Annotated in this window: 18 protein-coding genes and 1 pseudogene; 13 read left to right on the top strand and 6 right to left on the bottom strand. The window is 61.4% G+C overall.

All coding sequences use genetic code 11. From position 1 onward, the window contains the following. Nucleotides 1-22 precede the first annotated feature (22 nt). The 3 genes from fabF (at nt 23) to PMI18_RS16825 (ending at nt 2,889) form a co-directional block, all read left to right on the top strand. A complete protein-coding gene (gene fabF / locus PMI18_RS16835) occupies nt 23-1,297 on the top strand; it encodes a beta-ketoacyl-ACP synthase II (RefSeq protein ID WP_007899806.1) in 1,275 nt (424 codons plus the stop codon). 71 nt (nt 1,298-1,368) lie between these two features. Further along, nucleotides 1,369-2,022: a GntR family transcriptional regulator gene (locus tag PMI18_RS16830; RefSeq protein ID WP_007899808.1), complete on the top strand. Its 654-nt coding sequence runs from the start codon at nt 1,369-1,371 to the stop codon at nt 2,020-2,022. A 15-nt stretch (nt 2,023-2,037) separates the two neighbouring features. Continuing rightward, nucleotides 2,038-2,889, top strand: a complete 852-nt coding sequence (locus tag PMI18_RS16825; RefSeq protein ID WP_007899810.1) for an urea carboxylase-associated family protein — start codon at nt 2,038-2,040, stop codon at nt 2,887-2,889. 125 nt (nt 2,890-3,014) lie between these two features. On the opposite strand, the gene PMI18_RS30270 is transcribed toward PMI18_RS16825, so the two are convergent. Both PMI18_RS30270 and eat read right to left on the bottom strand, forming a co-directional pair. Next, nucleotides 3,015-3,182: a DUF2897 family protein gene (locus PMI18_RS30270; RefSeq protein WP_007899812.1), complete on the bottom strand. Its 168-nt coding sequence runs from the start codon at nt 3,180-3,182 to the stop codon at nt 3,015-3,017. A 124-nt stretch (nt 3,183-3,306) separates the two neighbouring features. After that, the gene (gene eat, locus PMI18_RS16820; protein WP_007899814.1) at nt 3,307-4,671 is read right to left on the bottom strand and encodes an ethanolamine permease; all 1,365 of its coding nucleotides are present in this window, start codon (nt 4,669-4,671) and stop codon (nt 3,307-3,309) included. A 395-nt stretch (nt 4,672-5,066) separates the two neighbouring features. Here eat and kdpF point away from each other — a divergent pair, with 395 nt between their 5' ends. The 6 genes from kdpF (at nt 5,067) to PMI18_RS16795 (ending at nt 13,239) form a co-directional block, all read left to right on the top strand. Then, the gene (kdpF, locus tag PMI18_RS30275; RefSeq protein ID WP_007899818.1) at nt 5,067-5,156 is read left to right on the top strand and encodes a K(+)-transporting ATPase subunit F; all 90 of its coding nucleotides are present in this window, start codon (nt 5,067-5,069) and stop codon (nt 5,154-5,156) included. 8 nt (nt 5,157-5,164) lie between these two features. Further along, nucleotides 5,165-6,871: a potassium-transporting ATPase subunit KdpA gene (gene kdpA, locus PMI18_RS16815; RefSeq protein ID WP_007899820.1), complete on the top strand. Its 1,707-nt coding sequence runs from the start codon at nt 5,165-5,167 to the stop codon at nt 6,869-6,871. Nucleotides 6,872-6,881: 10 nt separating this feature from the next. After that, complete coding sequence (gene kdpB, locus PMI18_RS16810; protein ID WP_007899823.1) at nt 6,882-8,939, top strand: potassium-transporting ATPase subunit KdpB; 2,058 nt, start codon at nt 6,882-6,884, stop codon at nt 8,937-8,939. A gap of 200 nt (nt 8,940-9,139) precedes the next feature. Beyond that, a complete protein-coding gene (gene kdpC / locus PMI18_RS16805; RefSeq protein WP_007899825.1) occupies nt 9,140-9,685 on the top strand; it encodes a potassium-transporting ATPase subunit KdpC in 546 nt (181 codons plus the stop codon). Between the two features lie 155 nt (nt 9,686-9,840). Beyond that, nucleotides 9,841-12,492, top strand: coding sequence for a sensor histidine kinase (locus PMI18_RS16800; RefSeq protein WP_007899826.1), 2,652 nt, complete (start codon nt 9,841-9,843; stop codon nt 12,490-12,492). Between the two features lie 48 nt (nt 12,493-12,540). After that, nucleotides 12,541-13,239: a response regulator gene (locus PMI18_RS16795; protein ID WP_007899828.1), complete on the top strand. Its 699-nt coding sequence runs from the start codon at nt 12,541-12,543 to the stop codon at nt 13,237-13,239. A 139-nt stretch (nt 13,240-13,378) separates the two neighbouring features. Here PMI18_RS16795 and PMI18_RS16790 read toward each other — a convergent pair whose 3' ends face one another. Next, a complete protein-coding gene (locus PMI18_RS16790) occupies nt 13,379-14,419 on the bottom strand; it encodes a patatin-like phospholipase family protein (protein WP_007899830.1) in 1,041 nt (346 codons plus the stop codon). Nucleotides 14,420-14,651: 232 nt separating this feature from the next. Between PMI18_RS16790 and PMI18_RS16785 the strand changes: the two genes are divergently transcribed. The 3 genes from PMI18_RS16785 to PMI18_RS16775 all read left to right on the top strand — a co-directional run bounded on the left by PMI18_RS16785 (nt 14,652) and on the right by PMI18_RS16775 (nt 16,769). After that, a complete protein-coding gene (locus PMI18_RS16785; RefSeq protein WP_007899835.1) occupies nt 14,652-14,930 on the top strand; it encodes a hypothetical protein in 279 nt (92 codons plus the stop codon). Between the two features lie 44 nt (nt 14,931-14,974). Further along, nucleotides 14,975-15,742 (top strand): CHAD domain-containing protein, encoded by a 768-nt coding sequence (locus tag PMI18_RS16780; protein WP_007899836.1) that lies wholly within the window; start codon nt 14,975-14,977, stop codon nt 15,740-15,742. Nucleotides 15,743-15,971: 229 nt separating this feature from the next. Beyond that, nucleotides 15,972-16,769 (top strand): acyl-CoA thioesterase, encoded by a 798-nt coding sequence (locus tag PMI18_RS16775; RefSeq protein WP_007899838.1) that lies wholly within the window; start codon nt 15,972-15,974, stop codon nt 16,767-16,769. Here the strand turns inward: PMI18_RS16775 and PMI18_RS16770 are convergent. The 3 genes and pseudogenes from PMI18_RS16770 to PMI18_RS16760 all read right to left on the bottom strand — a co-directional run bounded on the left by PMI18_RS16770 (nt 16,770) and on the right by PMI18_RS16760 (nt 19,858). Further along, nucleotides 16,770-17,063 (bottom strand): annotated as a pseudogene (locus PMI18_RS16770) (terminase). It abuts the gene before it with no gap. Nucleotides 17,064-17,273: 210 nt separating this feature from the next. Beyond that, entirely contained in the window at nt 17,274-18,755 is a 1,482-nt protein-coding gene (locus PMI18_RS16765; protein ID WP_007899840.1) for a methyl-accepting chemotaxis protein, read from the bottom strand. A gap of 293 nt (nt 18,756-19,048) precedes the next feature. Next, nucleotides 19,049-19,858, bottom strand: coding sequence for a TatD family hydrolase (locus tag PMI18_RS16760; protein ID WP_007899841.1), 810 nt, complete (start codon nt 19,856-19,858; stop codon nt 19,049-19,051). Between the two features lie 247 nt (nt 19,859-20,105). On the opposite strand from PMI18_RS16760, the gene PMI18_RS16755 reads away from it, so the two are divergent. Then, a complete protein-coding gene (locus PMI18_RS16755) occupies nt 20,106-21,527 on the top strand; it encodes a transglycosylase SLT domain-containing protein (RefSeq protein ID WP_007899843.1) in 1,422 nt (473 codons plus the stop codon). The last annotated feature ends 18 nt before the right edge of the window (nt 21,528-21,545 follow it).

Genomic DNA, 21,545 nt, shown 5'->3' on the forward strand with positions numbered 1-21,545 from the left:
ATCGGCTTGAGGTATTTGCGTTATGAGTAATCGTCGAGTGGTGGTCACGGGAATGGGGCTGGTGTCGCCTTTGGGTAGTGGCGTCGAAGCGGTTTGGGCACGTCTGTTGGCCGGGCGCTCCGGGTTGCGGGTGTTGCCGAACGAGGTGGTTGCCGATCTGCCGGCCAAGGTCGGTGGCGCGGTGCAGACGCTGGCGGAAGATCCCGAGGCGGGTTTCGATCCGGACCGGGCGACGCCGCCCAAAGAGCAGAAGAAGATGGACCGCTTCATTATGTTTGCCATGGAGGCGGCGCGTCAGGCGCTGGAGCAGGCCGGTTGGCATCCGCAGGACGTCAACGCCCAGGAACGCACGGCCACCATTATTGGCTCGGGTGTGGGTGGTTTCGGCGCGATTGCCGATGCGGTGCGCACCACCGACAGCCGTGGCCCGCGACGTTTGTCGCCATTCACCATTCCTTCGTTTCTGGTGAACCTCGCCGCGGGCCATGTGTCGATCGAGCACGGTTTCAAGGGCCCTTTGGGGGCTCCGGTAACAGCGTGCGCGGCCGGGGTTCAGGCGATTGGTGACGCGGCGCGGCTGATTCGATGTGGTGAGGCAGACATTGCAGTGTGTGGCGGTGCGGAGGCGGCGATCGATCGTGTCAGCCTTGCCGGGTTCGCGGCGGCTCGGGCCTTATCCAGCGGTTACAACGACACCCCGGAGCGCTCCTCGCGACCGTTCGACAGTGGACGTGATGGCTTTGTGATGGGCGAAGGCTCGGGCCTGCTGGTGATCGAATCCCTGGAGCATGCCCTGGCGCGCGGCGCTCAACCGTTGGCCGAGCTGGTCGGTTACGGCACCAGCGCCGACGCCTATCACCTGACCGCGGGGCCTGAAGATGGCAGCGGTGCACGTCGGGCGATGTCGCTGGCGTTGGCCCAGGCGGGCATTTCGCCGGCGCAGGTGCAGCATCTCAACGCTCATGCGACCTCGACGCCGGTCGGGGATCTGGGGGAGTTGGCGGCCATCAAGTCGTTGTTCGGCTCGGACAACAAGATAGCGGTGACGTCGACCAAATCGGCCACCGGGCATTTGCTAGGCGCCGCTGGCGGGATCGAGGCAATCTTTACGCTGTTGGCGCTCCGCGATCAGGTGGTGCCGGCGACGCTTAACTTCGATAACCCGGATCCGGCGGCGCAAGGCGTGGACATCGTTCACGGTCAGGCGCGGCCAATGACCATCGATTACGCCTTATCCAACGGCTTCGGATTTGGCGGTGTCAATGCCAGTGTGTTGTTCAAATACTGGGAGGAGTAGTTCAAGGCTGATGGCACGAATAGTGATTACTCATCCGCTGACGATTGTTGAACAATCTAGAGGCGTTGAGTATGAGCAGCGGACTGTCCCTGGCTGACCACATTACATTGGAGTTACGTGCTGACATCATCGGCGGTCGTTTGCTGCCCGGCATGGCGCTGGTGGAAAACGATCTGGTGTCGGCTTACAACGCCTCGCGAAACACAATTCGCGAGGCGTTGCATCGTCTGGGGCAAGAAGGGTTGACCCGTTATGTCCGCAACAAGGGTGTGATGGTGCGCAGGTTGGGGGCTGATGATGTGCGCGATCTGTTCAAGGTGCGTCGCACCCTGGAGTTGCAAGCCATCAGCGCCAGTCAGCCGCTTCGTGATTATCAGTCCGACCGGATGCTCGAAGCCCTGGAGGCCACCGAGCTGGCCCGGGAGCGTGAGGACTGGCGCGCGGTCGGCACCCACAGCCTGGCCTTTCACCAACACATCGTCGGGTTGCTGCGCAGTCCATTGTTCGATGAGTTCTTCACCAACGTCGTCGCGCAACTGCGCCTGGTGTTTTGCACCGCTCCCGATGAATCACGTTTTCAGGCGCCCTGGCTGGCGCGTGACCGGCAGATTCATGACTTGTTGGCCGACGGCGATAAGCGTGCGGCCGGTGACGCCATGAGCCTTTATCTCGACGACTCCGAACACCTCCTGTTGCAGATGCTTGCCCCTTCTTCCCATCATTGATCGAGGATTTGTGCCATGTACAAAGACTATCCGGCGGCCTATCAAGTCAGCAAAGGCTGGGCCTTGCAGGTAGACACGGCTTTTTACGAGAGAGTTCGGGACAAGAAAGAGGGGCGCACGCTGATCGAACAATTCGAAGTGCCGATCCGCACCGGTCGCGCCTGGAATGTGCCAGCCGGGCATGTGTTCAGGGTCACGACCCCGGTCGGCCCGCAAGTCGGGGACTTCAATGTCTGGAATGCCCACGACCCGCGCGAACGCTTGTGGGCGGCGCGAACCCGGCAGTTGCAGGGCGCTCATGTCAGCACCCATGACCGGCTCTGGTCGAATCTGCCTTTCTTAAGACCGCTGGTGACCATCACCGACGACAGCCTGGCCGGATACGGCATCGACGAGCACGGAGGACGTTTGCACGATTTGTTGGGGACGCGGTGCGATCCGTATGTGAACAAAATGCTCACCGGCGAGGATTTCCATCATCACTGTCACTCGAATTTGACTCGCGCAGTGTTGCCCCATGGTCTGACCGAGTTTGACGTGCATGATGTGCTGAACATTTTCCAGTGCACCGGCCTGAATCACGATGACATGTACTTCATGAAAGCCTGTCCGGCGCAGAAGGGCGATTACCTGGAGTTTTTTGCCGAGATTGATTTGCTGTGCGCACTGTCGACCTGCCCGGGTGGCGATCTGTCCCTGGCCATGTGGGGGCCGGATGCGCAGGATCCGCTGAGTGTGTGTCGCCCGTTGGGAGTTGAGATTTATCGGTTGGAAGAGTCGTTGCTTGAAGGCTGGAGCCAGCCGGAACGTGCGGCCTATAAAGGGCTGCATGGCCTGCACATTGCCAAGGCCGATTGGGAGAAATAGAAAAGGTTTTGTGGCGAGGGAGCTTGCTCCCGCTCGACCGCGCAGCGGGCGCAAAAAATGTGCGAGGAACCTCAAGGGTCGCTACGCGACCCAGCGGGAGCAAGCTCCCTCGCCACAATTGTTTGCTAGCGGTCCTGCGCATCCTTGGCATCCGCTTCCGCATTGCGTTCGGCGACGCGCTTGCGTTGCTCTTCGGTCAATTCGACCTTGTTGGCGGTGTCGCGCAGCAGCATCAAACCGCCAACGATCGAGCCGATGGCAACGATCAGAATCAACCAGGCATACCAGGGCATAGGGCTCTCCTTGAGGGCAGGCCGATTGGCGGGTTTCGCCAATCGATCGTGCATACCACTTTGAGCGATTAATTTTCGCAGTGGTTCCATTCTATGCCTGTTCTGACAGCCGCACTTCGCCTGTTTAGAGCCCGGTCAGCATCGCGTCCGCCGGCGCATCGGCACGCAATTGCGCCGTGAGCATGAAGTACACGAAACCCGCTGCCATGAAGCCCAGGAAGATCAACCCGATCAGCGTGTTGAACCAGGCCATCGCTACCAGGCAGACCACCGCCAACACCAGCGCAATGAACGGCACCAGCGGATAGCACGGTGCCCGAAAGGTACGCTCCAGGTTCGGTTCGGTTTTGCGCAGTTTGAACAGGCTGAGCATGCTCATGATGTACATCACGATCGCGCCGAATACCGCCATGGTGATCATCGCCGCCGTCAGCGTCATGCCACCGAGGTTGATCAAGCCGTCGCTGTAGATCGCCGCGATGCCGATCACGCCACCGGCGATGATCGCCCGGTGCGGGGTCTGGAAGCGCGACAGTTTGGCCAGGGATGTCGGCAGGTAACCGGCCCGGGCGAGGGCGAAGAACTGCCGCGAGTAACCGAGGATGATTCCGTGGAAACTCGCCACCAGGCCGAACAAACCGATCCACACCAGCATGTGCAACCAGCCGGAGCTTTCGCCGACCACGGCTTTCATGGCTTGCGGCAGCGGATCGTTGATATTCGACAGGGTGCGCCAGTCACCTACGCCGCCGGCAAAGAACATCACGCCCATGGCCAACAGCACCAGGGTCAGGATGCCGCTGATGTAGGCCTTGGGAATCGTGCGTTTCGGGTCCTTGGCTTCTTCGGCGGCCATGGCCGCGCCTTCGATGGCAAGGAAGAACCAGATGGCAAACGGAATGGCCGCGAACATCCCGGCAATCGCGGGCGCACCGAACACATCAGAACCGGCCCAGCCGTTGAGGGCGAAGTTGCTGAAGCTGAACGCCGGGGCGACCACGCCCATGAACACCAACAATTCGGCGACCGCCAATACGCAGACCACCAGCTCGAAGGTCGCGGCCAGTTTCACGCCGAGAATGTTCAGGCCCATGAACACGATGTAGGCACCGACCGCCGCGTGTTTCGGGTCGAGGGCGGGAAACTGCACATTCAGGTAGGCACCGATGGCCAGGGCAATCGCCGGAGGGGCGAAGACGAATTCGATCAGCGTCGCCAACCCGGCTATCAAGCCGCCTTTCTCGCCAAAGGCGCGGCGGCTGTAGGCAAAGGGACCGCCGGCATGGGGAATCGCGGTGGTCAGTTCGGTGAAACTGAAGATGAAGCAGGTGTACATGGTGGCGACCATGAAAGAGGTCACCAGGAAGCCAAGTGTCCCGGCAACGCCCCAGCCGTAACTCCAGCCGAAGTACTCACCGGAAATCACCAGCCCGACCGCGATACCCCACAGGTGGAGCGTGCCCAGCGTGGGTTTGAGTTGTGTGTTCATGCGTTGCTCCCTGAACGGTTTGGAAAAGCTCGGGGGAGGGCGTGTGCAGTGGGCGTGCCAGTGTTGCGACACCAGTCGTAAAGCGCGAAAAGGTGTCGTATCGGGGATGTTCGGCGCTAGATGGGGGGCTTTTGTGCGCCAGTTGGGGGCGTTATCGGCTGTGCCGCCGCCTTCGCGGGCAAGCCTCGCTCCTACAGGAGATATGGCGCACCTGACCTTGTAGGAGCGAGGCTTGCCCGCGAAGAGGCCCGACCAGACACCAACGTAACAACGGCATAAACCCACTCTTTACGCATTCTTTATGCCCCGCCACACCCCTCGATCTCGCGCCTTTACAGCCTCCCTCCCGACAATCACTCCACACGCGGCAATACGCCGTAACACGGAGAATTTCCATGAGCGTTCTGGACGGGGTGTCACTGCTATTGGCAGTGGGGCTGTTCATTTATCTGTTGGTTGCGCTGTTGCGCGCGGACCGGAACTAGGAGCGGCTATGCACAGTTATGACTATTGGCTGATCCTCGCCTTCTTCGCCGTGGTGCTGATCCCGGCACCGTTTCTGGGGCGCTTCTACTACAAGGTGATGGAAGGGCAGCGTACCTGGCTGTCGCCGATCCTCGGGCCGGTGGAGCGGGGTTGCTATCGGGTGGCCGGCGTCGATCCGCAGGCCGAACAGAGCTGGCAGAAATACACCCTGGCCTTGCTCGCCTTCAACCTCGCGGGTTTTTTGCTGTTGTTCGCGATCCTGCTGTTTCAGAATTATTTGCCGCTCAATCCGCAAAATTTGCCGGCTCAGGAATGGACGCAAGCGTTCAACACCGCCGTCAGCTTCATGACCAACACCAACTGGCAGTCCTACAGCGGCGAAGCGACCCTCAGCTACCTGAGCCAGATGGTCGGTCTCACCGTGCAGAACTTCGTCAGCGCTGCCACCGGCCTGGCGGTTTTGGTTGCACTCTGTCGAGGTATAGGCGCGCGTGGCATCGGTCGCACGACCAAGACCCTGGGCAACTTCTGGGTCGACATGACTCGCGCCACCCTTTACGGCCTGCTGCCGCTGTGCCTGCTGCTGGCGCTGTATCTGGTCTGGCAGGGCGTGCCACAAACGTTCGCCCAGTACGTGAACGCCGTGACCATGCAGGGCGTCGATCAGGTGATCCCGCTCGGCCCGGCCGCCAGCCAGATTGCGATCAAGCAACTGGGCACCAACGGCGGTGGCTTCTTCGGCGTCAACTCGGCGCACCCGTTCGAGAACCCGACGGCGTGGAGCAACCTGTTCGAAGTCGCTTCGATCATTCTGATCCCGGTGGCGCTGGTGTTCACCTTCGGCCATTACGTGAAAGACCTGCGTCAGAGCCGCGCGATCATCGCCTGCATGCTGGCGCTGTTTTTGATCGGCGGCGCCACTTCACTGTGGGCTGAGTACCAGCCTAACCCGACCCTGAACAACGTCGCCGTCGAACAGACCGCGCCGCTGGAAGGCAAGGAAGCGCGTTTCGGCACCACCGCCACAGTGCTGTGGTCGGTGACCACCACAGCGGCGTCGAACGGTTCGGTCAACGGCATGCACGACAGCCTCAACCCGCTGAGCGGCATGGTCGCGCTGGTCAACATGATGGTCGGCGAGGTGATTTTCGGCGGCGTCGGGGCCGGGCTCTACGGCATGTTGCTCAACGTGCTGATTGCGGTATTCCTTGCCGGGCTGATGATCGGCCGCACTCCGGAATACCTCGGCAAGAAACTGCAAGCCAAAGAAGTCCAGTTGCTGGTGGTGACCTTGCTGGTGATGCCGGTCGGCGTGCTGGTGCTCGGCGCGATTGCTGCCAGCCTGCCTGGCCCGGTCGCGGCGGTGAGTAACCCCGGTGCTCACGGTTTCAGCCAGTTGCTTTATGCCTACACCTCGGCCAGTGCCAACAACGGCTCGGCGTTCGGCGGCTTCGGTGCCAACACCGCGTTCCACAACCTGATGCTGGGGCTGGGCATGTTGATCGGTCGCTTCGGTTACATCCTCCCGGTACTGGCCCTGGCCGGCAGCCTGGCGATGAAGAAAACCGCGCCGATCGGCCAGAACAGCTTCCCGACTCACGGCCCGCTGTTCGTGGTCCTGTTGACCGTGACCATTTTGCTGGTGGGTGGTTTGACCTTCCTGCCGACCCTGGCGCTGGGCCCGATTGCCGAACATCTGAGCTTGGGCTTCTAAGGAGTCAATGATGAATATGCCCGCAACTAAAGCCGCCGTCGTCAAGGCGCCGGAACAACCGAAAACCGCGATCGCAGCGCTCTGGCGCCCGGCGCTGGTGCAAGCGTTCGTAAAGCTCGACCCACGGCAATTGCAACGTGCGCCGGTGATGCTGGTGGTGGAACTGACCGCGATTCTGACCACCGTGCTGTGCTTCATTCCCGACAGCGCCGTGCCGACTTTCGTCGCCACGCAAATCGCCTTGTGGCTGTGGTTCACCGTGCTGTTCGCCAACTTCGCCGAAGCGCTGGCCGAAGGTCGCGGCAAGGCCCGCGCCGACAGCCTCAAGGCCGGCAGCGAAGGCTTGAGTGCCCGGCGCAAAAACGCCAATGGCAGCTTTCAGGTGGTGCCCGCCACCAGCCTGCGCAAGGGTGATGTGGTGCGCGTCGAAGCGGGGGAGATGATCCCCGGTGACGGCGAGGTGATCGAAGGCATCGCGGCGGTCAACGAAGCGGCGATTACCGGTGAATCGGCACCGGTGATTCGTGAGTCCGGTGGCGACCGCTCGGCCGTCACCGGCAACACCCGCCTGGTGTCCGACTGGCTGCTGGTACGCATCACCGCCAACCCCGGTGAATCGACCCTCGACCGCATGATCGCGCTGGTCGAAGGCGCCAAACGCCAGAAAACCCCGAACGAAGTGGCGCTGGATATTCTGCTGATCGGCTTGACCCTGATCTTTCTGCTGGTGGTGGTGACCCTGCAACCGTTCGCCCACTTCGCCAATGGCAGCCTGCCGCTGGTGTTCCTGGTGGCGTTATTGGTCACGCTGATTCCGACCACCATTGGCGGTTTGTTGTCGGCCATCGGTATCGCCGGGATGGACCGTCTGGTACGCCTGAATGTGATCGCCAAATCCGGTCGCGCCGTGGAAGCGGCGGGGGACGTTCACGTCCTGCTGCTGGACAAGACCGGCACCATCACCTTCGGCAACCGTCGCTGCTCCGCGGTCTATGCCGCGCCGGGTGTCACTGCCAAGGAACTGGCCGAAGGCGCGTTGTTTGCCTCCTTGGCCGATGACACGGCTGAAGGCAAATCCATCGTCGAGTACCTGCGCGGTCTTCACCCGCAACCCGAGCCGTCCGCCGAGGTGCTGACTGCCGTGCCGTTCAGCGCTGAAACCCGCCTGTCCGGTGTCGACTATCAAGGCCGGGTCTATCGCAAAGGCGCGGTGGATTCGCTGCTGACCTTCGTTGGCCTGAAACGCGCCGATCTGGCCGCGCCGCTGTCCCGGGAAATCGACAAGATCGCCCAGAGTGGCGGCACACCGTTGCTGGTCTGCGCTGACGGCAAATTGCTCGGTGTCATCCACCTCAAGGATGTGGTCAAGCCCGGCATCCGCGAGCGTTTCGCCGAACTGCGAAAATTGGGGATTCGCACGGTCATGGTCACTGGCGACAACCCGCTGACCGCTGCTGCGATTGCTGCCGAAGCAGGCGTGGATGACGTGCTGGCCGAAGCCACGCCGGAGAAAAAACTGGCGCGCATTCGTCACGAGCAGAACGACGGTCGCCTGGTCGCCATGTGTGGCGACGGCGCCAACGACGCCCCGGCCCTGGCTCAGGCGGACGTCGGCATGGCGATGAACGACGGCACACAAGCGGCGCGGGAGGCGGCGAACATGGTCGACCTCGACAGCGACCCGACCAAGCTGCTGGACGTGGTGCAAATCGGCAAGGAATTGCTGGTGACCCGCGGTGCGCTGACCACCTTTTCCATCGCCAACGACGTGGCCAAGTACTTCGCAATTTTGCCGGCGCTGTTCGCCTCGATCTACCCGCAACTGGGTGTGCTCAACGTCATGCACCTGAGCAGTCCGCAGAGCGCGATTCTGTCGGCGATTGTGTTCAACGCCTTGATCATTGTGGTGCTGATTCCTTTGGCATTGCGCGGTGTGCGGGTGCAAGCGGTGAGCGCGGCGGCGTTGCTGCGGCGCAATCTGCTGATTTATGGGCTGGGCGGGATTCTGGTGCCGTTCGTGGGCATCAAGGCGATCGACATGCTGTTGACGGCGTTGCATTTGGTATAGCGGTTGCTGCTTGAGGCAGGGGCTTTTGTGGCGAGGGAGCTTGCTCCCGCTGGGCTGCGAAGCGGCCCCACCTCAGGCCCAAGTGTTTATTCAGGCACACCGCATTCACCAGGTTTACGACTGCTGCGCAGCCGAGCGGGAGCAAGCTCCCTCGCCACAGGTGATGTGTGTGCCTTCCGAGTCGAATAGAGGATTTTGAAATGTCCACACTGATACGTCCGGCCCTGAGCCTGTTGTTGCTGATGACCCTGATCACCGGCGTCGCCTACCCGTTGGTGGTCACCGGCGTCGCCCAGGTCGCCTTCCCGGACCAGGCCAATGGCAGCCTGGTGCGTGACGCCGACGGCAAGGTTCGTGGCTCGTCATTGATTGCCCAGGATTTCGTCGGCGACGCCTGGTTCCACCCACGACCATCGGCCGGTGCCTTTGCCACTGTGTCGAGCAGCGCCAGCAACCTCTCGCCAAGCAATCGGGCGCTCGCCACTCGGGTTATCGACGAGGCCAGTAAATTGCAGGTAGCTGGCCAGGGGCCGGTGCCGTTGGCGATGCTGACCACCTCCGGCAGCGGCCTCGATCCGCACTTGCCACCGGCCGCAATTGCCTATCAACTGGCGCGTGTCGCGGCGGCGCGCAATCTGCCAGTGTCTACGCTTGAGCAACTGATGGCCGCGCACATCGAGCAGCCCTTGGTGGGGCCGCCGGTGGTGAATGTGTTGGCGCTGAATATGGCGCTGGAAAAACTGTAAAGGTCAAAAGTTTGGAAAGGATCGTTCCCACGCTCTGCGTGGGAATGCATCTATGGACGCTTTGCGTCCGCTTCGGCTGGGACGCGGAGCGTCCCGGGCTGCATTCCCACGCAGAGCGTGGGAACGATCAATCTGAAAAAAAGAGATCCCCAAGCATGAGTGACTCCGGCCGCGCCGACGCGCTGTTAGCAGACCTGCCCCGCGATGGCCGTGGCCGGCTCAAGGTATTTCTGGGCGCAGCCCCAGGGGTCGGTAAGACTTACGCCATGCTGCAAGCCGCCCATACTCAACTGCGCCAGGGCGTGAAAGTCATGGCCGGGGTGGTCGAAACCCATGGTCGCGCCGAAACCGAAGCGCTGTTGGCTGGCTTGCCGCAGCAACCGTTGGTGCGCTCGGAATACCGCGGCGTGATGCTCGAAGAAATGGACCTCGACGGTCTCATCAAAGCCAAACCAAAACTGGTGCTGGTGGACGAACTGGCCCACAGCAACGCCCCCGGCAGTCGTCACGCCAAACGTTGGCAAGACATTCAGGAATTGCTGGCTGCCGGCATCGACGTGTTCACCACGGTCAACGTCCAGCATCTGGAAAGTCTCAACGATCAGGTGCGCGGCATCACTGGCGTACAGGTGCGCGAAACCCTGCCGGACTGGGTGCTGCAAGAAGCCTACGAACTGCTGCTGATCGACCTGCCGCCGCGCGAGTTGCTGGAGCGTCTGCGCGACGGCAAAGTTTACGTGCCGGAGCAGGCGCGGGCGGCCATCGATGCGTTCTTCACCCAGACCAACCTCACCGCCCTGCGCGAACTGGCGATGCAAACCGCCGCCGCTCAGGTCGATAACGATCTGGCCCAGGGGTATCGCCAGTTGGGGCAGGCCGCACCGGCGGTGCGCGGTCGTTTGCTGGTGGGCGTCGACGGCGATGCTCAGGCCGAGCGCCTGGTGCGTCACGCCAGTCGTGTCGCCCAGCGTCGGCATCTGCCGTGGAGTCTGGTGCATGTGGACAACGGCCGTGTGCGCGACGAGCAATCGCGTCTGCGCCTGCAAAGCGCTCAACAACTGGCCGAACGCCTCGGTGGCGAAGTGGTGTTGCTGCGCGCGGGCGAGGTGGCGAAAACGCTGATCCAGCATGCCGCTGAACGACGCGCCAGCCTGGTGCTGGTGGGCCAGTCGCGCCAGCGTTTGCGTCGACGGTTGTTCGGTGGCGGGCTGGCGTCTCGTTTACTGCGCGATGCTCGCGGGTTGGAAATCAACGTGCTCGACAGTGACCACGAACAGCATCAACCGCGCCAACGCTCGGCGCAGTCGCTGGTGTGGTTCGACTACGCGTTGGCGCTGGTGGCGACGGTGCTCGCCAGTGCCCTGGCCTGGGCGGTCTCAAGCGTCTTGCCATTGCCCAACATTTCCCTGGTGTTCCTCGCGGCGGTGTTGCTGGTGGCGGTGCGCAGCAGCCTCGGCCCGGCGCTGGCCTGTGCGGCGCTGTCGTTTCTGACCTATGATTTTTTGTTCATTCCACCGAATTTCTCCTTCAGCATCCAGCGCGAAGAAGACGTGCTGACCTTGTTGTTCTTCCTGTTGATGGCGGCCTTGACCGGCAACCTTGCGGCTCGGCAACGGCGGCAATTGCAGGCCTTGCGTGACACCCAGGAAGAAACCAGCGAACTGCTCGACCTGTCGCGCAAACTCACCGCCGCCACCGACCGTCAGGCCGTGGTCAGCGCTGCGGCGCAGCACCTCAATGGCTGGACCGACCTGAAACTGTGCCTGCTCAATCGCGATGGCCAGAACGGCTGGAAAGTTGAAACCGGCGGGCCGCTGGAGTTCTCCGAAGCCGAGCGTGCCGCCGCCGATTGGGCTTGGCAACACGACCAACCGGCCGGCGCAGGCACCGGCACCTTGCCGTTCGGGCGCTGGTGGTGGTGGCCGTTGTCGGTGGACGATGGGCCGCTCGCGCTGCTCGGCGTGTGTGCCAAAGAAGGTCAGACCTTGAGCGGCCAGCGTCGGCGCTTGTTGACCGCACTGAGCCAACCGCTGGCCCAGGCATTGGCTCGCGCGCAACTGGCCGATGACCTTGAGGCGGCACGCTTGCATGGTGAAACCGAGCAACTGCGCAGTGCGCTGTTGGCCTCGGTGTCCCACGATTTACGCACGCCACTGACCTCCATGCGCGGCAGCATCGACAGCCTGCTGGCGCTTGGCGAGGCGATTCCCCTGGAGGACCGCCGCGAACTGCTCGAAGGCACCCGCGATGAAGCCGAACGGCTGGATCGCTATATTCAAAATCTGCTGGACATGACTCGCCTCGGTCACGGCGCCCTGAAGCTAGCACGAGACTGGGTGTCGCCAGCAGACATCGTCGGCAGTTCGCTCAATCGTCTGCGCGCGGTGCTGGCATCGTTGCAGGTGATTACCGAAGTGCCGGCCGAGTTGCCGCTGCTCTATGTGCATGCCGCGCTGATCGAACAAGCTCTGGTTAACGTGCTGGAAAACGCCGCGCGTTTCTCACCACCCCACGGGCGTCTTGAATTGCGTGCAGGGGCCAATGACAGCGAGCTGTTTTTTTCGGTGAGCGATGAGGGGCCGGGGATTCCGGAGGAGGAACGGGCGAAGGTTTTCGACATGTTCTACACCGCCGCTCGCGGCGATCGCGGCGGGCAGGGCACCGGGCTGGGGCTGGCGATCTGTCAGGGCATGGTCGGTGCCCATGGCGGGCGGATCAGCGTCGCCGACGGTATCGGCGGACGCGGCACCTGCATCACGCTGCACCTGCCGTTGCAGACTCAGCCGGGACTGGACAGTGAAGCCTGATCTCGCCTGCGCTACTCTCTTGCCACTTCTTTATGTTGATGTGAATTCATGAGCCAGACTGCGACCATTTTGGTCATCGACGACGAACCGCAGATCCGCAAATTCCTGCGCATCAGCCTGGTTTCCCAAGGCTACAAAGTGCTGGAGGCCGGCACCGGCACGGAAGGCCTGGTCCAGGCCGCATTGAACAAACCCGACCTGCTGGTGCTCGACCTCGGTCTGCCGGATATGGATGGCCAGCAGGTGCTGCGCGAGTTTCGCGAGTGGTCGACGATGCCGGTACTGGTGCTCTCGGTGCGAGCGAGCGAGGGGCAGAAAGTACAAGCCCTGGATGGCGGCGCCAACGACTACGTAACCAAACCGTTCGGCATCCAGGAGTTTCTGGCCCGAGTGCGCGCGTTGCTGCGTCAGGCGCCGACGGGTGAGGCCCAGGAAGCGGCGCTTAGTTTCGGCCCGCTCACCGTGGACCTGGCTTATCGCCGGGTACTATTGGACGGCACCGAAGTGGCGCTGACGCGCAAGGAATATGCGGTATTGGCGCAACTGGCGCGGCATCCGGGGCGGGTCATCACCCAGCAGCAATTGCTCAAGGACATCTGGGGCCCGACACACACCGAAGACAGCCACTATCTGCGGATCGTGGTCGGGCACCTGCGGCAGAAACTGGCGGATGATCCGACTCAGCCACGGTTCATCGTTACCGAGGCGGGGGTTGGGTATCGGTTGTTGAGTGAGGGTAGCCTTTAGTTCTGTATTGATTGATCTGACGCCTTCGCGGGCAAGCCTCGCTCCTACGGTTTGATGTTGATCACAAAACGTATGATCGACTCAAACCCTGTGGGAGCGGGCTTGCCCGCGAAGAGGCCCTCACATTCACCCAAGAACCTCAAGAATCCCGCTCATTCTCATACCGATCCAGCGTATCGCGCGCAATCTCGCGCCCCAGCGCGATCAACTCCGGCGCCTTGTAGAACTCGAAAAACCGGCACACTCGCTTGGGCACGTTGATCAGGATATCCGGCGGATACCCGGCAATCTTGTACTGCGCCAATGACGTCTGCATCACCTCGAAACTCTGGTTGATCAGATCCAGCAAGGACGCCGGCCCGACGTTGTCGATGATGAACGACCCGGTGGCGGACTTCGGTGCGCCGTTGCTTTCCGGGGCCGCCGCCGGTTGCTGGCCTTCGGGCTCGGCGGACTCGATCCACGGATTGATATCGGCCGCTTCTGCCATCAACGCTTCCTTTTCCAGCAGCAGCAATTGTTCGGCCTGTTTGCGGCGGAAGGGCAATTTCGAACCCAGCGAGTTGATCAGGCTGTCGAAGCGGGTCTTGAACGCGGCCGGACGCTGGATCACCGGCAGTTGATAGTGACGCTGGTTGGTGGAGTTGAGGTTGACTGCGATGATCAGGTCGCAATGGCTCGACACCACCGGCACGATCGGCAACGGGTTGAGGATACCGCCGTCCACCAGCATTCGATTGCCCTGCATCACCGGCGTGAACAGGCTGGGGATCGCCGCCGAGGCGCGCATGGCTTGATGCAGGCAGCCTTCCTGGAACCAGATTTCCTGTTGGTTGGTCAGGTCCGTGGCCACGGCCGTGTAGGGAATGCGCAGGTCTTCGATATTGATCTCGCCGACGATCTTGCGGATCTGCCCGAAGACTTTCTCCCCACGAATCGCGCCCAGGCGAAAGCTGACGTCCACCAGACGCAACACGTCGAGGTAATCCAGGCTCTCGATCCAGTCGCGATAATCGTTGAGTTTACCGGCGGCATAGATCCCGCCGACCACTGCGCCCATGGAGCAACCGGCGATGCAGGCGATGTCGTAGCCGCGCCGTTCGATCTCTTCAATGACGCCGATATGGGCGTAGCCCCGGGCGCCACCCGAGCCCAACACCAGTGCGACACGCTTTTTCATGAATCGACCTCTCTGACAAGGTTCAACAATGCACCTATCGAGGGGCACGCTTCAATCGCTATGGTCGTTCGGCGAGGCCAGTGCGTCGTTTTTTGACACTCTGGGAGAGCGAATGGGTATTCTCGCGGGCGCTGTGATTTCCACGGCGGGTTTCCACTGCGGCCCAAGGCACTTTTCACGTGCCAGACCGTCTTACGTGCATGCATGTTTACCTATCTTTGAGGTGTGAGTGATGAAAGTCTGGATCTGTGTGCCGTTGATTGCCCTGGCGCTCGCCGGTTGTGCCGGTAAAACCGCTTACCGTGACGCCTGCGGCAGCCAGCTCGATGCCGCCTGGCGTGAACTGGATCTGGCCAAGGTCGAGGGCTTTGCCGGGACTGTCAGCTACTCCAAGGCGCTGTCGTTGCTGACCGGTGCCAAGACCCAGCAGCAATTCGAAGCGTACGAGGGTTGCACCAAGAAGGCCGAGAAGGCGCGCTTCTACATTCGTGAATCTCGCGCCGGTCGCTGAAGCATGCTATAGCCAATGGGGGAATTCGATTCACGGAGCAAGCGATGTCTGCCTTGGTTGATCGATTGGTGGCTCACGTTCTGAGCCTGGACATTCGCCTGCTCGCCTGCCAGGCACGCTTGAGTGCCCGTACCGATTCTGAAGCGCTGCACGATCTGCGCACCACCGTGCGGCGTTTGCGCAGCTTGTTGCGGCCCTTGCGCGGTTTGCCCGGGGTCGAGCAACTGGAAGCGGCGGCATCCAGGGTCGGTGACCTGACCACGCCGTTGCGTGATCGCGAAGTGCTAGCGGCGTACCTGCTCCAGCACGATCAACCCGAGGCCGCGCACCGGCGCATGGCGCGGATGGACGAGGCTTATCCCATCGTCGCGGCGAGCCGGGAAGTGGCGCAGATGCTGATGATCCTCGATGCTTTTCCGCGTTTCCTGCGGGCTTCCCAGCGTCAGGGCTTGCTCAAGGGCTTGCGCAAGCGCATCGAAAAACGCCTGGGCAAACAGTGGAAGAAACTCGACCAGGCTTTGCATGATCCCGCCCATGACCGCCATCGCCTGCGTCTGCTGATCAAGCGCGTGCGCTATGGCATCGAAGCCTACCCCGAACTGGATCGCTTGCCGGAAGCGGCCCTGCCCAGACTGAAATCGGCGCAGGCTGCCTTGGGCGATTGGCACGACAGCTGGCAGTGGCTGGATCGCGCCAAAGAAGAGCCCGATTTGCAGCCATGTGTCGCGGTCTGGAAAACCACCTTGGCCAAGGCCGAAGAGCGCGCCGACCGCGTCCTCGACAAATTCAGTGCCGCCTGCTTCAAATCCTGAACACCCTAAAGATCAAATGTGGGAGCGAGCCTGCTCGCGATGGCGGCATGACAGCCAGCATCAATGTTGAATGTCATGGCCTCATCGCGAGCAGGCTCGCTCCCACATTAGTTGTGTGTTCAATGCAGGCACGGCTCATCTGTCAGTGATTTTGGCCGGAATAAGCGCTGTATCGGCTTTGCGCGCTGGTTAAGATCGTTCCATCCATTTTCCTGTCTCTGAGGTTCCCATGCACTTTTCCGATCTGCTCGACGCTGTGCGCAGTCAGCCGCAGGAGCTGTCTATTCCGGCCGAATGGGGCCAGGGCCGGGCGAGTTTTGGGGGGCTGATAGCCGCCTTGCAATACGAAGCCATGCGCGCAAAAGTCCCGGCGGATCGTCCGGTGCGTTCGCTGGCAATCACCTTTGTCGGCCCAGTCGAGCCTGATGTGCCAGTCAGTTTTGAAGTCGATGTGTTGCGCGAAGGCAAAGCCGTCAGCCAGGTGCTGGGCCGGGCGATGCAGAAGGGGCAAGTGGTGACGTTGGTCCAGGGCAGCTTCGGCGCCTCGCGACCTTCCGAAGTGGCGGTCACGGCCAACGCTGCGCCCGAGATGAAGCACTGGGACGACTGCCAGGAAATGCCCTATATCAAAGGGGTGACCCCGGAGTTCATGCGTCATTTGGCAATGCGCTGGAGTGTCGGTGGCCTGCCGTTCACCGGCAACACCTCCCGCGACATGGGAGGTTGGGTGCGCTTGCGTGGAGAAGGGAAGGACGAGGTGGTCAGCGAGGCGCATATTCTGGCGCTGGTCGACGCTTGGCCGCCGTCCTTGTTGTCGTATCTTAAGAAGCCGGCGGCAGGCAGCACGCTGACCTGGACCATCGAATTCGTCCAGCCGTTGCTTGCGTTGAGCACGCTGGACTGGTGCAAGTACCTGGTTGAAATCGAGTATGCCGCTGACGGCTACGGGCACGCCGCCGCAAAACTGTGGAGCGAAGACGGTCAGTTGATTGCCATGAGCCGGCAGACAGTCACGATTTTCGCCTGATCAGTGACGACGACGGTGGCGTTCACGCCAAGCGCGCCACCAGCCGCCACTGCTCGCAGGCTACGCCTACAGGCGGTGACCGTGGCGCTGCAGGCCCAGGGCGGCGAGCAGGCCGATAACGCCGATCGCGATGCTCGTCAGATCCAGGCTGAATACCCCCGAAACCATCAGTAAAAACGCCACGATGAACAGCGGCACGGCAATCAGGTGCAATACCGGATTAGTCGGGTTCTGATGATTATGCGGGTGCGTTCGCCATTGCCAGGCGGGAAGGTTGGGGTGACGTTTGCCCATGATGCTTATCCTTGGTTCGATGAGGCTCTTGAACAAAGAATAGGCCGGGCGAAAGCCGTCGGCGAATCGAGGCTGGCTATCGAAGTGATAGGGGTCATGGTCAATATTGATGTTGACCGGTCTGACGCCTTCGCGGGCAAGCCTCGCTCCTACAGGGATTTGTGAACGCATCATCCCATGTAGGAGCGAGGCTTGCCCGCGAAGAGGCCCTCAAAGCTTGAGCTGCCCAATGGCCTTGCTCAATTCCCCCGCCAACATCGCCAACTCATTGCTGGTGATCGCTGAATTCACTGTCTGCTGCACGGTGTTTTCGGTGACGTCGCGAATGCTCACCACCGCCCGATTCATTTCCTCCGCCACATGGCTCTGCTGCTCGGCTGCCACTGCGATCTGCGTATTGCTTTCACGCATCTGCGCCACCGCTCCAGTGATTTCGGCCAGGGCCACACTGGCTTCCTGAGCCTGCTGCATGCAGTCGTCCGCCTTGTACGAGCTTTCCTGCATGAAGTCCACGGCATCCCGAGTGCCGGCTTGCAGCGCTGAAACCATGGTGGTGATCTCGTCGGTGGACGCCTGGACTCGCTTGGCCAGGTTACGCACCTCATCGGCGACCACCGCAAACCCGCGGCCCATTTCCCCGGCCCGGGCCGCTTCGATGGCGGCGTTAAGGGCCAGCAGGTTGGTCTGTTCGGCGATGCTGTGGATCACGCTGACCACGCCGTTGATCTTCTGGCTGTCCTCGGCCAGACGCTGAATCATCTCGGCCGTTTGCTGCACGCCGGTGGACAACCCGCCAATCGATTGCTGCACCCGAGTGACCACTGCCTGGCCGCTGCCCGCCAGGGTGTCGGCGGTTTGCGAGAGGTCGCGGGTGGCACCGGCGTGTTGGGCGATGTGATGGACCGTGGCAGTCATTTCGTTGATCGCCGTGGCGGCCTGATCGGTTTCGCTTTGTTGACCGAGCATGCCGTGACGCACCTCGTTCATGCTCGAGGCCAGCCGCGCGGCACCAACATCCAGTTGCCGGGCGGTGCTGGCGACGGTGTTCACCACTCGCTGGTAACCGGCCTGCATGGCATTGAAGGCGTTGGCCATCTGCCCGACTTCATCCTTGCAAGCCAGTGGCACACGGGCCGACAGGTCACCGGTTTTCTCGACGTGGAGCATCACGTCTTTCAAGGTGTTGAGCTGGCTGAGCAAGAAGCGGATCAACAGTTGCGACGCGCCGAGCATTGCCAGCATCAGAATGAACACTGCTACCGCATAGTGAGTGAAGCGTTCGCCGAACACTTGGATCAGGCTCGGACCATAGGCAATCACCGCGACCTGTTGACCGTCAGGGCGAGTGAATATCTCGGCGCCCATCAACGGGTTTTCACCGAACAGCGGCATAGCGTTGATCTCGACCCAACCGTTGGTATCGGTCAGCTCCAGCAGCGGCTGCCCATTCAGTAACGGCGCCTGTCCGTGATTGAAGGTCAACAGGTTATCGGCCTTGGGCAGCGGCTGCCCGGCAGGCCAGGCATTGAGCAATCGCGCCTGGGCCTGAGCCGAAGCCTGGGCGGCGTGGCTGCGGGCTTGTTGTTCAAGCTGCACGGCGTACAGCACCAGCAACAGGGTGGTGACGAAGGCGACGGCGTTGACCGCCCAGAATTTGTATTTCAGCGAGATGTTGCTAAGCCAGGCACCCATGGAGGTCTTCTCTGATAGCGGAAACAGTTTTGGCAAGGTGCCAGCATTGTGCCGCTATGCAGGGCTTCAGATATTGATGCAGGTCAACGAGCACAGCCTATCCAAATGTGGGAGCGAGCCTGTGTGGCGAGGGGGCTTGTCGGAACGCCGCATCGCCCCGTTGGGTCGCGAAGCGGCCCCAAAACCTGCAATCGCGGTGTATTAGGTACACCGCATGCAATGGTTTACGACTGCTACGCAGCCGAACGGGGGCAAGCCCCTCGCCACATACCGCTCCCACAGGGGATTTGTAGTTACTGGGGGATCGAAGGCAGCCCGTAGAATGCCCGTGCGCATGCTGTGGTGTGGTTTGCCAGGTCTTCCTGGCTTTCCCCACGATGCAACGCCACCTCACGCAACACTTCGGTCAGATAAGCCGGCTCGTTGCGACCATTCTTCGGCTTGGGGCGCAGACTGCGCGGCAGCAGATATGGCGCATCGCTCTCCAGCATCAAGCGCCCGCGTTTAATCTCCTTGACCAACGGATGCAGGTGCGTGCCCCGGCGTTCATCGCAGATCCAGCCAGTGATGCCGATGTGCAGATCCAGATCGAGGTAGCTGAACAGCGCCTTCTTTTCACCGGTGAAGCAGTGCACCACGGCGGCTGGCAACTGGTCGCGGTAATCACGCAGGATCTCCAGCAATCGTTGGCTGGCATCGCGCTCATGCAGGAACACCGGCAGCTGCAGTTCGACCGCCATCTCCAGATGTTTTTCGAGGACCTTTTCCTGTTGCGGGCGGGGCGAGAAATCACGATTGAAATCCAGGCCGCATTCACCCACGGCCACCACGTTCGGCTCCTTGAGCAAACTGCGCAGACGCTGAGCGCTGTCGGCGTTCCAGTCGCTGGCCGAGTGCGGGTGAATACCGGCCGTAGCGAACAGCCGCTGAGCGCTTTCGTCCAGTTGCTGGCACAGCTCCAGAGCCTGTTCGCTGCCCTCGACGCTGGTCCCGGTGAGCACCAGTTGGCAGACTCCGGCAGCATACGCACGGTCAAGTACAGCCTGGTGTTTGTCGGCGAAACTGGGGTTGGTCAGGTTGACGCCGATATCGATGAGTTGCATGGTGCTACCTCGGACCAAAGGCCGGAAAGCATATCAGAGCTGTAGATTTATAAGAAAAGCCAAGAACTACAACGAGTTAAAGCTGTCTGTTGAGGCCGCGAGGCAGGTCGGATTGGTAGGATTGAATTGGTAGGTTTGCTATCACTGTGCCACTCTCGCACTTTGCCAGCGCTTCAGGCGCTCTGTTTCTGTCGCTCGACGTCATGAAATTATCCATGAGTCGACCCGTATTCTTCCCGGAGAGTGGATGACTCGTCCCTCGGTTTTGTTACTGCTGTGTTGCTCGTTGCTGCTGCCCATGCCGGCGGTTGCGCGTCTGGCCGGGCCGTTGCAAGCCGTGCCGGCGGCCAAGGTCCGCGACCTGGCGGAGATTCGCAGCAGTCGCGTGTTGCGGGTGTTGGTCAACCAGAGCCGCAACAGCTCCGGTGAAGTCCAGGGCCAGGCCATCGGCGTCGAATACCACCGCCTGCGCGCTTTCGAACAATACCTCAATGGCCATGCCCGCGATGGCCAGGAAATCACCCTCAAGATCATTCCCAAAGCCAAGGATCAACTGCTCGGCGCGTTGCAGCGCGGGGAGGGTGATCTGGTTGCGCCGGGGGAATTGCTCGATCCGCAATCGGGCCTCGCGGTCAGCACCAGCCAACCGATCGCCAGCAATGTGCCGTTGCTGTTGGTGGGGATCAAAGGCGAGCGACGTTACACCCGCCTCGAACAACTCTCGGGCAAAACCCTCGCGCTGCCCACCGGCAGTGCCGCCGGGGATGCGGTCAGTCAGATCAATCAGAAGCTCGCGCTGCACAAACTGCCGCCGGTGAAAATCGAGTGGGTCGATCCCAGCCTGGCGGTCGAGGACGTGCTGGAAATGGTCCAGGGCGGGATTTTTCATCTGACGATTGTCGAGCAACCGATTGCCGAACGTTGGGGCAAGATCCTGCCCAAATTACGCTTCGATCGACAGGTCCTTATCAGCGAGCCAGGCGAGGAATACTGGTTTGTGCGCCGCGACGCTTCAATGCTGCGTTCGAGCATCGATCGCTTCCTGACTACTTACAAGAAACCGTCGGACCAGGATGCGGCGTTCCTGCGGATCTACAGGCGTCTGTATCAAGTGCACTATCCCTTGGCCAAGGCTGATCGGCAGCGCCTGGAAAAACTTCGCCCGGTGTTGCAGAAACACGCCGAAGCCCAAGGGATGGACTGGCTGAACCTGGCAGCGCTGGCCTTCAAGGAGTCGGCGCTGCAGCCCAACGCCAGAAGCGGCAGCGGCCCCACCGGCCTGATGCAAATCACCCCGTCCGCCGCCCAACGGGTTGGCGTGAGCAATATTCAAAACCTCGACGCCAATGTGCAGGCCGGCGCCAAGTACCTGGCGATGATCCGCCGCAAGTTTTTCGCCAGCCCCAAACTCAATGAGCGCGAGCGCATGGCGTTCGTGCTGGCGGCCTACAACATGGGACCGGAGCGGGTTCAAGGCATGCGCGCCGAAGCCCGGCGACGCGGCTTGAATCCTAATCAGTGGTTCTTCCAGGTCGAGCGCATTGCCATGGAGCAGGTGGGGATGGGGGCTGTCAGCTATGTTAATAGCGTGAACAAGTATTACCTGGCGTTCGATCGGGAGCGGGAGTCGTTGGAGCCCCAAGGGCAAAAAGTGGCCTCACGGAAATGATCGACTAATCTGATTGTT

The organism is Pseudomonas sp. GM102 (assembly GCF_000282555.1).
Classification (GTDB): Bacteria; Pseudomonadota; Gammaproteobacteria; order Pseudomonadales; family Pseudomonadaceae; genus Aquipseudomonas.

Bases quoted from the DNA above. Each gene is read 5' to 3' on its own strand.
- fabF (WP_007899806.1), top strand. From the start codon at position 23: ATGAGTAATCGTCGAGTGGTGGTCACGGGAATGGGGCTGGTGTCGCCT.
- PMI18_RS16830 (WP_007899808.1), top strand. From the start codon at position 1,369: ATGAGCAGCGGACTGTCCCTGGCTGACCACATTACATTGGAGTTACGT.
- PMI18_RS16825 (WP_007899810.1), top strand. From the start codon at position 2,038: ATGTACAAAGACTATCCGGCGGCCTATCAAGTCAGCAAAGGCTGGGCC.
- PMI18_RS30270 (WP_007899812.1), bottom strand. From the start codon at position 3,182: ATGCCCTGGTATGCCTGGTTGATTCTGATCGTTGCCATCGGCTCGATC.
- eat (WP_007899814.1), bottom strand. From the start codon at position 4,671: ATGAACACACAACTCAAACCCACGCTGGGCACGCTCCACCTGTGGGGT.
- kdpF (WP_007899818.1), top strand. From the start codon at position 5,067: ATGAGCGTTCTGGACGGGGTGTCACTGCTATTGGCAGTGGGGCTGTTC.
- kdpA (WP_007899820.1), top strand. From the start codon at position 5,165: ATGCACAGTTATGACTATTGGCTGATCCTCGCCTTCTTCGCCGTGGTG.
- kdpB (WP_007899823.1), top strand. From the start codon at position 6,882: ATGAATATGCCCGCAACTAAAGCCGCCGTCGTCAAGGCGCCGGAACAA.
- kdpC (WP_007899825.1), top strand. From the start codon at position 9,140: ATGTCCACACTGATACGTCCGGCCCTGAGCCTGTTGTTGCTGATGACC.
- PMI18_RS16800 (WP_007899826.1), top strand. From the start codon at position 9,841: ATGAGTGACTCCGGCCGCGCCGACGCGCTGTTAGCAGACCTGCCCCGC.
- PMI18_RS16795 (WP_007899828.1), top strand. From the start codon at position 12,541: ATGAGCCAGACTGCGACCATTTTGGTCATCGACGACGAACCGCAGATC.
- PMI18_RS16790 (WP_007899830.1), bottom strand. From the start codon at position 14,419: ATGAAAAAGCGTGTCGCACTGGTGTTGGGCTCGGGTGGCGCCCGGGGC.
- PMI18_RS16785 (WP_007899835.1), top strand. From the start codon at position 14,652: ATGAAAGTCTGGATCTGTGTGCCGTTGATTGCCCTGGCGCTCGCCGGT.
- PMI18_RS16780 (WP_007899836.1), top strand. From the start codon at position 14,975: ATGTCTGCCTTGGTTGATCGATTGGTGGCTCACGTTCTGAGCCTGGAC.
- PMI18_RS16775 (WP_007899838.1), top strand. From the start codon at position 15,972: ATGCACTTTTCCGATCTGCTCGACGCTGTGCGCAGTCAGCCGCAGGAG.
- PMI18_RS16765 (WP_007899840.1), bottom strand. From the start codon at position 18,755: ATGGGTGCCTGGCTTAGCAACATCTCGCTGAAATACAAATTCTGGGCG.
- PMI18_RS16760 (WP_007899841.1), bottom strand. From the start codon at position 19,858: ATGCAACTCATCGATATCGGCGTCAACCTGACCAACCCCAGTTTCGCC.
- PMI18_RS16755 (WP_007899843.1), top strand. From the start codon at position 20,106: ATGACTCGTCCCTCGGTTTTGTTACTGCTGTGTTGCTCGTTGCTGCTG.